This is a genomic window from Ruegeria sp. CDSA033, from assembly GCF_059612305.1.
Genome location: NZ_JBXWQI010000004.1, coordinates 1 through 14282 on the forward strand (window position 1 = coordinate 1; position 14282 = coordinate 14282).

Genomic DNA, 14282 nt, shown 5'->3' on the forward strand with positions numbered 1-14282 from the left:
CCATTGGTCTCCAACATCCGAGCGAAAAACTTCGTGGCGGTCGGTTTGTTTCGGCGTGGGGAAAGCATGAAATCAAGGGTGTCTCCTGCTCTATCGAATGCTCGATATAGATACATCCATTTGCCGCGCAACCGCAGATAGGTTTCATCCATGCGCCATGATTCCAGCGTTGGCCGCTTCTTCGAATGCGCACGCTGCGACCATCGGTGAATACTTCACCACCCACCTGTTCAAAGTGGCGTGGTCAACCTGCACGCCGCGTTCGGCCATGATCTCTTCCAAGTCACGATATGAAACCGTGTGTCTGAGATAGAAATGCACTGCAAACAAAGCCACATCCTTGGGAAAGTGGCAGCCTTTCAAAGAGACCATGCTGAGACCTGTCCGAGAATAATTTGCATGAAACAAATGCCAGAATAAGCAGTCACGTTAATCTAAGCCTTAAGTTTGCGACACAACCACATTAAATACGCCCGGTAAGAATCTTGACCAGGTCGGGTTCCGCCTTTTGCGTCTGTTCTAAATCCAAACTGTTTTGAACATGCAAGAGGTGATGACGAATGGCGTCTTCAGCGGATTGCGGGTCTCCGCTAACGATAGCATCGATAATAGATGCGTGCTCATCATCCGGGCAGGTTGAGGCTTGGTTTGTTCCGAACAGTGCTACGATCAATGAAGTTCGGGTTACCAATTCGCGTACAACGCGGGTCAGAACCGAGTTCTCATGGCACCTCGCCAGCTCGACGTGAAAGGCACCCGAAAGGCTAATAATTTCGGTTCGGTCATCGTTTTTGCGCGCGACTTCTTCCTTCTCGACATGCGCGCGCAGGGTTTGAACGCCAGTTTCACCAACGTCGCGTGCCAGTTCCCGCACGATCCCGGTTTCAATCATCAGGCGGGCAACAAAAACCTCGCGGGCTTCATCAGCACTGGGGCAGGCAACATAGGCGCCGCGATTAGACTGGAGGTCGACGATCCCCTGACTGCTGAGCAACAGCAACGCGCGGCGCACGCGCATACGTCCGACGCCAAAGGTTTCACACAATGCCAATTCGCTCAGCTTGGTTCTGGGCGCGAGCTTTTGTTCCATGACGGCTGAATAAATCCGGTCGACGATCATTTGTTCGTCTGGATCGGTTCGCAAGGTGTCGAGCTTGTCTTCAGCTTGGTTTGTCATCTCGTTCCGTACCGGTGGAAGTGGTCTGAAAATTGTTAATAGCTGCAAGGTTTTCTTCTGACAATATATCGGGATTGCGTTGACAATATCAATGATACTGATGACAAAAAATGTTGACACAGATTGTTAACAATGCAGAACTTAACCCGTTCACCGGGATTCGACCGATGACAATGTCTGTTTTTGCAAGCGCTCGAAAGAGGCGCTGATACCTCAGTAGGGAGGAAATAATGAAACGCAGAAATCTGATGAAATCTTCTGTTGCTTTGGCTTTGGCCGCATCCGTCCTTGGATCGACAGCCTGGGCCGAAAACCCGGTGCTGAAGATAGGCTTTGTTGGCGTGACCTCTGGTCCGGCGGCAGCTTGGGGTATCTCAAATCAACGTTCGATGGAGGCACGAGCTGACTGGATAAACGAGTCCGGCGGTTACAAGATCGGAGACACCACTTACGATATCGAAATCGTTTCCTTTGATGACCAAAAGGACCCCAAGCGCGCGATCGCCGGTATGGAAAAGATGGCGCAAGAAGGTATCCACTATGTGGTCGGTCCCAACGTGGATGACGGTGCTGCAGCGGTGCGACCTGTCGCCGAAGCCCAGGGGATCATGTATTTCCCCTATGCTTTCCCGAAAGAGCTGTACTCGGCCCCGGCGTCAAACGCCGTTCTGGGCATGGTTGCGAACTATCAATCAGGTCCCGCGATCTATAAATACCTCAAGGATGAAAAGGGCGTAAATTCTGTTGCTTTTGTGGCCGCGAACGAGTCCGATCCACTCAGCCAACGGGATGGAGGTATCGAAGCTGCCAAGGCTTTGGGGCTTGAGGTTGTTTCTGACAACGTAACTTATCAGGTGGACACCACGGATTTCACTCCGGTTCTAACCCCCGTCATGCGCACACAGCCTGACTTGCTGGTCCTGTCCGGCGTTTCTCCGGCCAATGCCCCGCAGCTGATCCGTTCGGCGCGCGAGCTCGGGTTCCAGGGTATCATCTCAACCGAAACCGCACAGGATGCGACGGTTCTGCGCGAGGGGGCAGGAGACTTGGCCAACGGGTTCATTTCGGTTGGCGGCGCGTCGACGCCTGAGATTGCATCGGATGACATGAAGGAATTCGTCAAACGCTATACCGATATGTTCGGCGAGTATAATGACGAGTCCAACACCAAGGTTTACGCGCTGGAGTACATTCTGGCGACATTGAATGCGAACCCGGCGGGCATCGAGGACGTCGCGGCGTTCCAGACCACGATGGACACGTTCGAGGCCCCCAACCCGTTCATGAAGGGCGACGCCAAGATGCGGTATGTGGGCACGACGTCCTTTGGACAAAAGCGGCAGATTGCCGTTCCACTAGTCGTCAATGTCTATCAGGATGGCGCGTTTGAAACGCTCTTTGTTGCTGAAGTCGACTGAGGCAATACTCCCAACTCAGGCAATAACCTAACAAACCACTCACTATCCCGGGCTAATAATCAGCCCGGGATACCCGAACCTTACGCGGGACACTCATGGAACAAATACTAGCAAACGGCATCTATCTGGGCGCGCAATATGCGATGATCGCCCTTGGACTGACGCTGATATTCGCCCTGATGAACGTACTGAATTTCGCTCACGGACAAATGTATGTTCTAGGTGGTTTTGTCACCTATACATTTTACGGCCAATTGGGCTTGCCGTTTGTGGTGGCGCTGTTGGCGTCCTGCATCACCCTTGCGGTGCTTGGCGCATTGATCGAGCGTTTTCTGTTTGCGCCGGTCATACGCCGATCTTCGCGCGAGGAAAGCACTATGCTTCTGGCGGCAGGTTTGGCGTTCTTTTTTGACGCGGTCATCCTGCTTGTTTTTGGCGAGAAACAGCGCGGAGTCCCCAAAATTGTTGATGGGGTTTTCAATTGGGATTTCCGATTGATCATGCCCTATGATCGCATCCTGATCTGCGTTCTGGCCATTCTGTCGATCGTCTCGTTCATCCTGTTCATGCAATATTCCAAAACTGGTCGAGCACTGCGGGCACTGGCGCAGGATCGGACGGCAGCGCAGTTGATGGGCGTCAACGTCGCCCGGTATTCGATGATCGGGTTCGCGCTTGGCGCCATGCTGGCCGGTCTGGTTGGTGGATTGCTGGTGACCATCACGGGCGTCAATCTTGGCATGGGCGGGCCGACCTCGATCAAAGCCTTCATGATGGTGATGATCGGTGGTGCGGGGGTGATATCCGGCGCAATCGCAGGTGGGATCATTCTTGGGTTCCTCGAAGCCATCGGTCTGGCCGTTCTCTCGCAATATGGCGACATCACCTATCTGCTGATCTTCGTATCGCTGATGATATTCCTTGCCATCCGTCCGCAGGGGCTGATGGGCAAGCCGTGGGGATAGCGCAGTGCCGAAACTCAACATGATCCAATGGGCCGGTGTGGCTATCTTCCTGCTGGCCGTTTTCATCGCAATACCTGGCTTTATCGCGGCATCGGGGCGGTCCGACCTGTATTATACTCTGACCTCGGTGGCGCTCTTGTCTATTGCCAGCGCAGGGGTTTGGCTCACCTTCTACATCGGGCGCATCAATATTGGGCAGGGGGCATTTGCCCTGATCGGGGCCTATGTGTCAGCCGTTTTAGTGACAAAAGCAGGCATGTCATTCTGGCTGTCACTGCCGCTGGCGGGACTGTTCGCCGCCGCTGTGGCGGTTGTAATAGGGGTTCCGATCCTGCGCCTTAGGGGTGTCTACTTCGCCATGATTTCGCTGGTGCTGACACAGGTGGTCACGCTGACTGCACTGGCATTGCCAATCACAAACGGCGCCAAGGGCATCACTTCGATCCCGTTGCCCGGCAGTGTGTCGGTATTGGGGCTGACCCTAATCCCGGATTTTGCGACACTGGAAAACCCAAGGTTGGCTTTCTACTACGCTGCCAGCGTGCTGATGGTACTGACCTTCGCAGCCATGTACCGGCTGGTGAATTCGCGGCTTGGCCATCTGTGCCGATCGATGCAGCAGAACGAGGAGCTGGCAAGTTCTATCGGCGTCAATATCTCGTACATCCGGGTCATCGTGTTCGCGATCTCGTCCTTTTTGGGCGGTATTGGCGGGGCGATGTTCGGCTCAATCGCGCAGTCGGTCTATCCCTCTAGCTTTCAGGTCGCCGATAGTGTGAATTTCATGCTGAACTGCTTCCTTGGCGGGCTTGGCTATGTCTTTGGTCCAATGCTGGGCACGCTGGTTCTGTACTTTGGTTGGGATCTGCTGTTCGAGCTCGGCCGCTTCCAGCTGCTGGCTTATTCCAGCATGTTGATCATCTTGATGCTGTTTCTTCCCAACGGCCTGCTTAGCCTTCGGCTGCCTGGAAAGAAGGAGGCCGACAAATGAGCCATCTTCTGGAAGTTCGCCATGTCACCAAAAAGTTCGGCGGTCTGACCGCCAACAGCGATATTTCTTTCAACGTCAATGAAAACGAAATCCTGTCGGTGATCGGTCCGAATGGCGCCGGTAAAAGCACCCTATTCAAGATGATCTCGTCCTTTCTACCCACGACGGCAGGGGAAGTGCTGTTTAAGGGCGAGAGGATTTCGAACCTGAAGCCTCATGTGGTGGCGCGTAAGGGAGTTGTCCGCACGTTTCAGGAAACGACAATCTTCAAGTCGATGACTGTGCGCGAAAGCGTCATCGTTGCTCAGCATTTGCGGGCCCGTGCCTCATTGGCGGGGTACTTCTGGGGCACGAAGACAGCGCATGAGGATGTCGATAGCTTTGGGCAATATGCCGACGATCTGATCGACTTCCTTGGCATGACGGAAATCGCCAATGAGCAGGCCTCGAACCTGCCACAAGGCAACTTGCGGGCGCTGGGGATCGCAATTGGTCTGGCCACAGACCCCAAGGTCCTGCTGTTGGACGAACCTTTTGCTGGAATGAACCACGACGAGACCATGAAGATGGTCAATCTGGTGCGAAAGGTGCGTGATGACCGAGGTGTCACCGTCCTTTTGGTGGAACACGACATGCCTGCGGTGATGAATATTTCCGACCGGATTGTTGTGCTGAACTTTGGCGAGATGATCGCAGAAGGCACACCTGCTGAAATCCAGAACAACGAAAAAGTCATCGAAGCATATCTGGGCAGCGCAGATGACGAGATCGGGATCTGAACCATGACAAAGATGTTGGATTTCAAGGATGTCGAGCTCTACTACGATCACGTCTATGCGCTGAAAGGTGTGTCGATTGACCTGGAACAGGGTGAAACGGTTGCATTGATCGGCGCAAATGGTGCCGGCAAAAGCTCGATCCTGCGAGCGATTACCGGGCTGGCCAAGGTCAAATCCGGATCGGTTTCTTTCGAGGGTGAACAGATCGATGGGACCAATCCGGCCGACATCGTATCCAAGGGCATCGCCATGGTGCCCGAAGGACGCCGCGTTTTCCCCTACATGACCGTGAAAGACAATCTGCTGATGGGGGCGTTCACTCGGTCGGATAAGGCGGGAATCCATCGAACGCTGGAATCCGTACTGGAACGGTTCCCGCGATTGAAAGAACGCTATTCCCAATCGGCGGGCACACTGTCGGGTGGCGAACAGCAGATGATGGTCATCGGGCGCGCACTGATGGCTAAACCGCGCCTGTTATTGCTGGATGAACCATCGTTGGGCATTGCGCCCAAACTGGTACAGGACATTGCTCGTTCGATCGTGGCCATCAATCGGGACGAAGGCGTTTCAGTGCTGCTGGTGGAACAGAACTCGCGAATGGCTTTGTCGATCTCGCACCGGGCTTACGCGTTGACTACCGGGAATGTCGTGATTTCAGGAAATTCCAAGGAACTTCTGACCGATCCTCGGATCAAAGCTGCCTATCTGGGCGGAGAAGTGTGAGGATGTTGTGAAACTGCTTGTCGTCAACCCCAACACCACAAGTTCCATGACCCGAAAGATCGAGGCTGCGGCGCGGGCGGTCGCGCATGCCGAAACCGAGATTGTGGCCGTCAACTCGCAAGATGGCCCGGCCAGTATTCAGGGATACCTGGATGTTTCGACCTGTGTTCCGGGTCTATTGGACGTCGTTTCGCAATATACGGACGTGGATGCAATCGTGGTAGCCTGTTTCGACGACACCGGCGTTGATGCGGTGCGCTGCGTCACGTCTGCCCCAGTGATCGGCGTTGGTGAAGCCGCCTATCACGCCGCATCCATGATCAGTCCAAAATTTAGCGTCATTACAACATTGTCCCGGTCGCTTGCAGGGTTAGAGGCGAACCTGTTGCGCTATGGTCTGGACCGCCGTTGTGTTCGGGTGCGGGCTTCGGATGTTCCGGTTCTGAAGCTTGAAGAAAACGACCCGAAGACCGTCGACAAGATACGGGCTGAAGTTCGGGCGGCGATTGATGAAGACAGGGCTGAAGCCATCGTTCTGGGTTGCGCGGGGATGACAGACTTGATGTTGCAGCTTTCAGAGGAGTTCGGTTTACCTGTAGTCGACGGGGTAGCGTGTGCCGTCGCGTTTTCTGAAGCCTTGGTAAAAGCGAAACTGACGACATCGAAATTGTGTTCTTATGCCTAAAAAGAGCGTTTGAGTTTTCGCTTTTTAGATGGCTGGAGGGTTCTGAAAAAATGGACATCCCCTGATCTCACATCTGATAAATTTTGGAGATGGAATCCATCAGAACCGCTGACCTACGGCGGTTTGACATTGGCGACCAACGCGCGCGTGGTCTTCAGGCGAGTGCGGCGTGAACATACAGATGCAAGACACCAAAATTGGCGCGCTGTCTGGAGGGCAAAAGGCGCGTTTGGCGATGTTGGTATTACGGCTCAAGTATCCAAGTTTTACTTGCTTGATGAACCGACAAGCCACCTCGACCTTGAAGGGCAAGAGGCTCTTGAGGACTGTCTGACGTCAGCGCCAATGGGACAGTTTAGGTTGATTTGATAAGGGAGGTTTTCTGGCTCATCGTAACCGCCAAGGAGTGGAGATGAGATAGGTCAAAGCGTTAAGCGTTTGATCCAGTGGATCAAACGTAGCGCATAACCGGAACCAAGCCGAGCCACGGTGAGAAAGTTGTTAGAGATATTCGCCGTGCGACGCGCAAACAGTATTCTGCCGAAGAGAAGATCAGGATTGTCCTGGATGGCTTGAAGGGTGAGGACAGCATTGCCGACCTCTGCCGTCGCAAAGGCATTGCGCAGAACCTCTACTACAGCTGGTCCAAAGAGTTCCTGAAGGCGGGCAAGAAGCGGCTGGCAGGTGACACGGCACGTGCCACGACATCGACCGAGGTCAAAGACCTGCGCCGTGAAGCCCGCAATCTGAAAGAAGTTGTGGCAGAACAGGCTCTGGAACTGCGTCTGCTCAAAAAAAGCATGATCGCGGATGGGGACGACGTATGAGGTATCCCACATCTGAGAAACTGGAGATCATCCGGTTGGTCGAGCAATCCCATCTGCCGACCAAGCGTACTTTGGAAAAGCTGGGTATTCCGAAGACCACTTTCTATCGCTGGTACGACCTGTATCTCGCCGGCGGTCCCGAGGCGCTTGAAGATTGTAGACCCACGCCGTCACGGGTCTGGAACCGCATTCCCACACCAATGCGCGAAAAGATCAAGGGTCTGGCCCTGAAGGAAAGCGAGCTGTCTCCGCGTGAGTTGGCTGTCCGCTTCACCGACACGGAAAAGTATTTTGTGTCAGAGGCTTCGGTCTATCGCATCCTCAAATCGTACGACCTGATCACCAGCCCGGCTTATGTGGTTTTGTCCTCAGCGGATGAGTACAGGGACAAGACAACACGATCGAACCAGCTCTGGCAGACAGACTTTACCTATTTGAAAGTGATCGGTTGGGGTTGGTTCTATCTCAGTACGATCCTGGATGATTACAGCCGGTACATCATTGCCTGGAAGCTTTGTACAACGATGAAGACTGAGGATGTGACAGACACGCTGGACCTGGCGCTACAGGCGTCGGGCTGTGATCAGGCAACCGTGCTGCACAAGCCGCGCCTGCTCAGTGACAATGGGTCGAGTTACATATCTGGCGAGCTGGCCGACTGGCTGGAAGATCAGCAGATGGATCACGTCCGTGGCGCGCCATATCACCCGCAGACCCAAAGCAAGATCGAGCGGTGGCATCAAACCTTGAAGAACCGCATCCTGCTGGAAAACTACTATCTGCCCGGCGATCTCTCGCAGCAAATCGACGCCTTCGTCGGGCACTACAACCATCGCCGTTATCATGAGAGCCTACAAAACCTCACGCCCGCCGACGTCTACTTCGGGCGCGATCAAGCAATCCTGAAACAACGAGAAGGGATCAAACAGAAGACAATCGAAACGCGGCGCTTGCTTCACCGCAAATCTGCCGCATAATCAATCCATCCAGATGCGCCAGACCCTCTCTTAGCTCAGGCCACCATCTGTCCCAATATCCCTGACGACGGACAATCACAAACACTCTCAAAGCAATGTCGTATGAGGGGCGGCTCCAAGTTCTCTATCATCTGACCTCAGGAGAGAAGGCTGTTACTGAACTCCAGACGGCCCTTACTTTCCGCCAATCCTCGGTTTCCCAGCAGTTGTCATGCCTTCGGCTAGAGGGATTGGTTAGTCCGCGGCGGGACGGCAAATCAATTTACTATCGATTATCAGACGATCGGGTTCGAAGTATTTTGGCTGCAATACGGGATGTTACCTGCGGAGCTGCAATTGAGACATAGTCGACCGGAGATAGGTTGAGAAGGCCCGCTATCTTCTCCACTTGGAATTGGCCGATAGAGTGCAGCTGTATATATGGGACTGCTGCGTAAATCGGATCGTTTGGCCAGCTTCTTGCCTTTGAGGTTGGGCATGTCGCGTTGATCCCCTTTCAAGCGCCACCGCTTCCCGCGTGAGGTCATTCTTTGTGCCCTGCGTTGGTGCTTGCGCTAACAGCTATCTTATCAAGATGTGGTTGATTTTCTGGCGGAGCGTGGCAATCTTGGAAAATTGATCGACAGTGTACCGGTGGGCTAGTGCCTGTGTGGCGAACGGCATTAACCGCTTTAGTCCTCACTTCATCAATTGTATCAGGCGAGACCGGCCAAAGGCGGCCAACAAATGGCATTTGGACGAAGTGGTCATCCCGATCAACGGCCGAAAGTGCTGGCTTTGGCGGGCGGTGGACGCGAACAGAGATTCCCTTGATATTCTCGTTCATCAACAGCGGAACGCCAAGGCAGCCCCGTGTTTTTTGAAGCGATTGTTTTCGCAAAATGGCGAACCCCGTGTCGTGATCACGGATAAGTTGCGAATCTATTTCAAGCCGATCCGAGATCTCGCGACGGGTGCGGGTCACCGAGCACATAAAGGGTTAAACAATCGGATCGAAAGATCATACAGACCCACGCGAAAGCGCGAGAGGCTAATGGGGTGTTTCAAATCCCCGAGGCAATCTCAGAGGTTTTTATCCGCGCATGGCCGGATCAACCTGATCTTTCGCCCTGGTCGCTATCAATTCTCCGCCGTCTCATTCCGTCGCGCCAGTACCATTGCTTTCGACCTATGGGACAGTCACGCTTTCGAAATGACTGCCTGACGAACAAAGATCAGACCTCAATCTGGCGCATGCAAATTACTTGGCATTGCAATCAAGAATTCTGAAGGTGCTTTCGGACAGTTGGATCGATCCTGTTGCTTTGGGCAGGGTAGATCCCGCATGCGGCAATAGCCTCGCGGGCTGTCACGCGCTCGTGCAAGCGTTTCCAGATTGTTTTGGCAGCGTAGGGGTGCGGGTAGGGGCGCCAGGCGACGCCCATGGTCATGCCGCGCAGATACTTTAGTTGCTGGCGGTGTGCGGAATACAAGATAGTATTGGCGACGCTTCCTTCGCGTGCCAGCTCGTGTTCGGTCACGAATATCCTGTTACCGCGCATTGTTACCAGGCCAGAGTAACGCGAAATTTGGTGAGTGCTCTTGTCTGGCGAGGTGGCGATTTCCCGGGACCGGATCGTGAACAGCCCATCCCTTTCCTGAATGCGGATCAGGGAACAAAAGATCTTTCCTTCCCAGGACGGCGTGCAGAAATAGGAATGATAAAAGCCCACATATCGCCTTAGATTTTTCTGCTGCCCCCGAAACGGGCCCAGAAACGTGTCCGTTGGCGTATTCCCGGCTTGCGGTAGGGCACGCATGAGCATTCGTTCGAAGCTTGCTGTTTCCGCGAACAGGTCGGCTTCTGTCAGGTCGAAATGACGTGCAATCCGGCGCATGTTGTGGGCAGACGGCAGGCTGGCGCCATTCAGGTAGCGATTGAATTGCTGTCTGTTGACGCCGATATCACGGCAAATCTGTGAAATATTCCCATGCTCTGCGCATAACGACCGAAGGTTGGAAGAAAAATTTTCTGACACAGGAAAAACCTTTCGCGTTTTGACGCGATATCACGACAAGACGCGTCAGTTCGCGTAAGATCGCACAATTTGCTTTGGCTGCAAATCGGTTTCTTCTTAGGCATCACTTTGCAACAGACAAGCGACCAGATGCCAATTGAACCCATCGAAAACACATGGATCACGCTCGCCGACGGGCGACGGTTGGCTGCGCGCATCTGGTTGCCCGAATCCGGTCCCGCCCCTGCAATTCTGGAATACCTGCCTTACCGCAAACGCGACGGCACCGCGCCAAGAGATGAAACGACACACACCGTATTTGCCGACGCAGGATATGCCTGCGTCCGGGTCGACATCGCGGGCACCGGGGACAGCGAAGGGCAGTTCGACGACGAATACTCCGAGCAGGAACTGAGCGATGGTGAAGAGGTCCTGGCCTGGATCGCCGCGCAGGATTGGTGCGACGGTCATATCGGGATGATCGGAATATCGTGGGGCGGATTCAACGGCCTGCAACTGGCCTTTCGGCAACCACCCGCGTTGAAAGCGGTGGTCAGCGTCGCCTCGACCGTGGATCGCTATGCGGATGACATCCATTTTATGGGCGGGTGCCTGCTGAGTGACAACATGAACTGGGGCAGCCAAATGTTTTCCTATTTGACCCGCCCCGCTGATCCGGACATTCGTACAGATTGGCGAGAGGACTGGCTGGCTCGGCTAAAAAACGTTCCATTCTCTGCCGCAGATTGGCTGCGCCATCAAACGCGTGACGCGTTTTGGAAACATGGATCGGTTTGCGAGGATTGGCCTGCGATCCAAACCCCCGTTTTGGCAATCACCGGCTGGGCAGATGCTTATGTCAATGCGCCCCCGGCTTTGGCGGCTAATCTGACGGTGCCAACCAAAGCCATCATCGGGCCGTGGGAACACCGTTATCCTCATATCTCTAAACTCGATCCTGCAGACTTTCATTCCGAAGTGATCGGCTGGTTTGATCGCTGGCTGAAGGGGCAGGAAAATGGGGCCGAGGACCTGCCTGCGTACCGGACATATATGCAGGAACATTTCAATCCGACGGCGCACAACTCTGCCCGGCAAGGTCGTTGGATTGCCGAAACCACTTGGCCATCGCCGCATGTGTCCGAACAGGTCTGGCATTTGACGCCGGGTGGGTTTTCTCAGCAACCGGCCACGGGCACGATCACTGTCACTTCGCCCAGCCATGTCGGCGGGGAGGGTGGGTATTTCTGCGCTGGCATGCGGATCGACAATGAACTTGCAGGCGACCAGGCAAGGGATGATGCCTTGTCGGTATGTTTTGACAGCGCGCCGCTGCAAGCCCCATTGGAACTGCTGGGCCGCGCAAAGCTAAAGTTTCGGTTCTCGGTGGATCAGCCCGTTGCCCAGCTTGTCGCAAGGCTATGCGATGTTTCGCCCGAAGGTGTGTCCCAGCGCATCAGCTATCGTCCGTTGAACCTGTGCCACTACCGCAGTCACGAAACGCCTGAAACCCTGCAACCGCGTGAAATCTATGAGGCCGAGATTGTTCTGAACGAATGCGCGCATTATTTGCGCGAAGGTCACGTGTTGCGACTGGCGCTGTCGACGTCGTACTGGCCGATCGTCTGGCCATCGCCGCGTTCGTCCGAGGTGACTTTGCACGTACAGGAGTGCACCCTGCATCTGCCGGTGCGCGGCGTCACGCACGAGATTCAAGCCTCGGAACCTGGCCCGGCACAGGATTATCCGGTTCTTGCCGCTGAACAATTGCGTCTGCCATCCGCGCAATCCGAACGCATCATGACTGACGATGGTCGGATCGTTCTGGAGACATTTGATGACTATGGAAAAGCGCGTGATCCGTATCACGATCTGATTGTCGGCAGTGATGTGCGCATGCACTACGGCATTCACCCCGATGATCCGACAACCGCGTGTTTTAAGAGCGCCTGGAATTTCACCTTCGAACGAGCGGATTGGCAGGTCGCCATCTCAACCGAATGCCGAATGACCTGCGACGCGCAGAATTTCTATCTCTACCGCCAACTACGCGCCACTGAAGGCGCAGATGAAATCGAAGTTTTGACGAAGGAATGGTCCGAAACCGTTCCGCGCGGACTTCTCTGACTTATTCCAAGGGAGGATACTATGAAGATCGAATGGACAAAGGCCAATGTAGGTCGGCGGGGGTTCCTGAAAGGTGCAACCGCGCTTGGGGCCGCCACGGCGCTTCCGATGGGGTGGGCGAACCGTGCGTTTGCGGCAGATGACGGCGTGCTGAGAGTGCGGGCATATGGTGACGCGCAGAACATGGATCCGGCCCATTCCGTTGGTGTCGTTGAAGAAGAGGTTCATGCCTCGATCTACAACAAGCTGATCCAGTACAAGCCTGGCGAGGAATGGGGCTGGCAGATGGATGCTGCCACGATGATCGAGCAGGTCGATCCGACCCATATCAAGTTCGCATTGCGTGACGATATCGGGTTCACCAATGGATTTGGCGCCATGACCGCCGAGGACGTCAAGTTCAGTATGGAACGGATCGTGGACGACGCGACCGACAGTCCGAACAAGCCCGATCTGGGGCCATTCAGCCATGTGGACGTGACCAGTGAACGCGAAGGCACGATTGTACTGAACAAACCGTTCGCACCAATCTGGTCGATTGCCCTTCCGTACATTACTGGCAACATTGTCTCGAAAGCCGCAGTCGAAGCCGCTGGTGGCCGGATAGGCGCTGATCCGGTTGCGGAATCCGGTCCTTACCTGCGCGACAGCTGGTCGCCCAAGGAAAAGACCGTTCTTAAGCGTAACCCCGACTGGAAAGGGGACGCGCCCACCTGGGACACCGTCGAGATCTATCCGATTGACGATGAGAACACCGCCGAGATTGCGTTCGAGGCAGGTGAACTGGATGTAACCCGCGTTTCGCTGGGCTCGGTCGAGCGTTACCGCGCCGGGGTGCCCAATGGTGGATCGTTGGTTGAAAAGCCGTCGCTCTACTATGTCTGGATGGGCATGAACGTCGAGCATCCGAAGCTGCAAAATCAAAAACTGCGGCAGGCGATTCAGCACGCGGTGGATGTACCCAGCATTCTGGAGGCCGCATATTTTGGTGCTGCCGAACCAGCGACCGGCATCATCGCACCGGGCCTCGCCGGGCATCGGACTTCTTCGCTGGTGCCACCGGCGGCGGATTTTGAGAAGGCGGCACAGCTGCTGGCGGAATCCGGTGAAACCAATGTCACGCTGACCCTCGATACGTTGAACAAAACGACCTTCACGACAACCGCTCAGATCATTCAGGCGACGCTAGCGCAGATTGGGATCACGGTTGAAGTCAACGTTCTGGAATCCGGTGCATTCTGGGCGTCTGGCGACAATGAAAACCTGCAGCTCGTTCTGAACCGTTTTTCGATGACTCCAGACCCGTATTATGCGACGTCGTGGTTCACGCCCGAACAGATCGGAAAATGGAACTGGGAACGTTTTAACAGCCCTGAATTTAACGAAATCCATGAATCCGCGGCTGCGGAAACGGATATCGCAAAACGGGCGGAAATGTATCAGCGCGCGCAGGATCTGATGGAAGAAAGCGGTGCCTATCGCTTCATCACTCATGAGGCAACGCCGGTCATTCACAGCGCCCGGGTCATTCCTGCATTGCGGCCAGATGGCCTGTCGTTGCTTCGCTATTTCGGCAAGGCGACCTGACCTCCCCAGGTCGACCGGGTACGGCG

Annotated in this window: 12 protein-coding genes and 2 pseudogenes; 11 read left to right on the forward strand and 3 right to left on the reverse strand. The window is 54.8% G+C overall.

Annotated features, from left to right (window positions below; all coding sequences use genetic code 11):
- Positions 1-372, reverse strand: a pseudogene (locus tag AC2FLA_RS06880) (IS6 family transposase); the annotation flags it as partial.
- A 91-nt stretch (positions 373-463) separates the two neighbouring features.
- Positions 464-1177 carry a GntR family transcriptional regulator gene (locus tag AC2FLA_RS06885; protein WP_496721390.1) on the reverse strand — a complete coding sequence of 238 codons (714 nt, stop codon included), beginning with the start codon at positions 1175-1177 and terminating at the stop codon, positions 464-466.
- A 230-nt stretch (positions 1178-1407) separates the two neighbouring features.
- Between AC2FLA_RS06885 and AC2FLA_RS06890 the strand changes: the two genes are divergently transcribed.
- The 9 genes and pseudogenes from AC2FLA_RS06890 (at position 1408) to AC2FLA_RS06930 (ending at position 9749) form a co-directional block, all read left to right on the forward strand.
- On the forward strand, positions 1408-2595 hold the full coding sequence (locus tag AC2FLA_RS06890; protein ID WP_496721391.1) for an ABC transporter substrate-binding protein: 1188 nt from the start codon (positions 1408-1410) through the stop codon (positions 2593-2595).
- Positions 2596-2690: 95 nt separating this feature from the next.
- Entirely contained in the window at positions 2691-3560 is an 870-nt protein-coding gene (locus AC2FLA_RS06895; RefSeq protein ID WP_496721392.1) for a branched-chain amino acid ABC transporter permease, read from the forward strand.
- 19 nt (positions 3561-3579) lie between these two features.
- Complete coding sequence (locus AC2FLA_RS06900) at positions 3580-4551, forward strand: branched-chain amino acid ABC transporter permease (protein ID WP_496721619.1); 972 nt, start codon at positions 3580-3582, stop codon at positions 4549-4551.
- On the forward strand, positions 4548-5330 hold the full coding sequence (locus tag AC2FLA_RS06905; protein WP_496721393.1) for an ABC transporter ATP-binding protein: 783 nt from the start codon (positions 4548-4550) through the stop codon (positions 5328-5330). The genes AC2FLA_RS06900 and AC2FLA_RS06905 overlap by 4 nt, the downstream gene beginning before the upstream one ends.
- Positions 5331-5333: 3 nt before the next feature.
- Complete coding sequence (locus tag AC2FLA_RS06910) at positions 5334-6056, forward strand: ABC transporter ATP-binding protein (RefSeq protein WP_496721394.1); 723 nt, start codon at positions 5334-5336, stop codon at positions 6054-6056.
- Between the two features lie 7 nt (positions 6057-6063).
- Positions 6064-6741 (forward strand): aspartate/glutamate racemase family protein, encoded by a 678-nt coding sequence (locus tag AC2FLA_RS06915; protein ID WP_496721395.1) that lies wholly within the window; start codon positions 6064-6066, stop codon positions 6739-6741.
- Positions 6742-7205: 464 nt separating this feature from the next.
- Positions 7206-8545, forward strand: a protein-coding gene (locus AC2FLA_RS06920) for an IS3 family transposase (RefSeq protein ID WP_496721620.1) whose coding sequence is annotated in 2 segments (ribosomal slippage) — positions 7206-7533 and positions 7533-8545 — 1341 coding nt in all. Because the reading frame shifts where the segments join, the coding sequence is not laid out codon by codon here.
- Between the two features lie 74 nt (positions 8546-8619).
- A complete protein-coding gene (locus tag AC2FLA_RS06925) occupies positions 8620-8892 on the forward strand; it encodes an ArsR/SmtB family transcription factor (protein ID WP_496721621.1) in 273 nt (90 codons plus the stop codon).
- A 178-nt stretch (positions 8893-9070) separates the two neighbouring features.
- Positions 9071-9749, forward strand: a pseudogene (locus AC2FLA_RS06930) (IS6 family transposase).
- A gap of 52 nt (positions 9750-9801) precedes the next feature.
- Here the strand turns inward: AC2FLA_RS06930 and AC2FLA_RS06935 are convergent.
- Positions 9802-10563, reverse strand: a complete 762-nt coding sequence (locus AC2FLA_RS06935; protein ID WP_496721396.1) for a helix-turn-helix transcriptional regulator — start codon at positions 10561-10563, stop codon at positions 9802-9804.
- Positions 10564-10692: 129 nt separating this feature from the next.
- Between AC2FLA_RS06935 and AC2FLA_RS06940 the strand changes: the two genes are divergently transcribed.
- The gene (locus AC2FLA_RS06940; protein WP_496721397.1) at positions 10693-12669 is read left to right on the forward strand and encodes a CocE/NonD family hydrolase; all 1977 of its coding nucleotides are present in this window, start codon (positions 10693-10695) and stop codon (positions 12667-12669) included.
- A gap of 21 nt (positions 12670-12690) precedes the next feature.
- The gene (locus AC2FLA_RS06945; protein WP_496721398.1) at positions 12691-14256 is read left to right on the forward strand and encodes an ABC transporter substrate-binding protein; all 1566 of its coding nucleotides are present in this window, start codon (positions 12691-12693) and stop codon (positions 14254-14256) included.
- The last annotated feature ends 26 nt before the right edge of the window (positions 14257-14282 follow it).